Raw genomic sequence first — 1,167 nt, 5'->3', positions numbered from 1 at the left:
CGGTTCGTAAGTTCATGGTGGGCTACGAAATGCTGGCAGAAAGCCAACGTGACCTCACCGCAGAGCAAGCGGCGCAGCGTCTGCGTGATGTGAGTGATGTCCACTACAAAGAATGCTAAGTCTTTAAATTGGACTGATTACGAATAACGGGATAGCGCGACTTTACAGATAGAAAGTTAGGCTCAACGCGCTATCCCACACAAATTACTATTTTAAGAGAACGTCCTTATGTCTGAACTTATCCAAAATGTGAAAGCGTCATTTGAGCAAGTGTTGGGCTACGCACCTAGCCATATTATCCAAGCGCCTGGTCGTGTGAACTTGATTGGTGAGCACACCGATTACAACGATGGTTTTGTCCTACCGTGTGCCATTAACTACCAAACGGTCGTGGCGGCGGCAAAGCGTGAAGACAATATCGTGCGTGTGGTGTCGGTCGATTACGGCAACGCAATGGACGAATTCGATATCACGCAAGCCATTACCTTCGAGCAAGACAAAATGTGGGCGAACTACATTCGCGGCGTGGTGAAGTGTCTTCTGGCGCGTGGCTACCAGTTTACTGGGGCGGATATTTCAGTCAGCGGCAACGTACCTCAAGGCGCGGGTTTGAGCTCATCGGCGGCATTGGAAGTGGTGATCGGTCAAACGTTTAAAGTGTTATTCAATCTGGAAATCAGCCAGACGGAAATCGCGCTTAATGGCCAACAAGCAGAGAACGAATTTGTCGGTTGTAATTGCGGTATCATGGATCAAATGATTTCCGCGGAAGGTCTTGAAAACCACGCAATGCTTTTGGACTGCCGTAGCCTTGAAACGGAGCTAGTATCAATGCCAGCAGATATGGCGGTCGTGATCATCAACTCGAATAAAAAACGTGGTTTGGTCGACAGCGAATACAACACTCGTCGTCAGCAATGTGAAGAAGCGGCGCGTATTTTCGGTGTGAAAGCTTTGCGTGATGTGACGATTGAGCAGTTCAACGAGAAAGTCGCTGAGCTGGATGAAATGGTGGCCAAGCGTGCACGTCACGTCATCACAGAAAATGATCGTACTGTGGAAGCGGCACAAGCGCTACAAGCACACGACATGAAGCGTATGGGCGAGCTGATGGCCGAGTCTCATGCCTCGATGCGCGATGATTTCGAAATTACGGTAAAAGAAATC

At 49.0% G+C, this 1,167-nt stretch carries 1 protein-coding gene and 1 pseudogene; both read left to right on the top strand.

What is annotated here, in order from left to right:
- Positions 1-119: pseudogene (locus tag R7127_RS26600) on the top strand (galactose-1-phosphate uridylyltransferase); the annotation flags it as partial.
- Between the two features lie 109 nt (positions 120-228).
- Positions 229-1,167 (top strand): galactokinase (gene galK / locus R7127_RS26595; protein WP_318148722.1); only part of this gene is annotated, 939 nt, incomplete at its 3' end.

The sequence above is a fragment of the Vibrio sp. 1159 genome (assembly GCF_033340395.1).
GTDB lineage: Bacteria > Pseudomonadota > Gammaproteobacteria > Enterobacterales > Vibrionaceae > Vibrio > Vibrio alginolyticus.
This window is presented reverse-complemented; position numbering and strand designations above follow the sequence as displayed.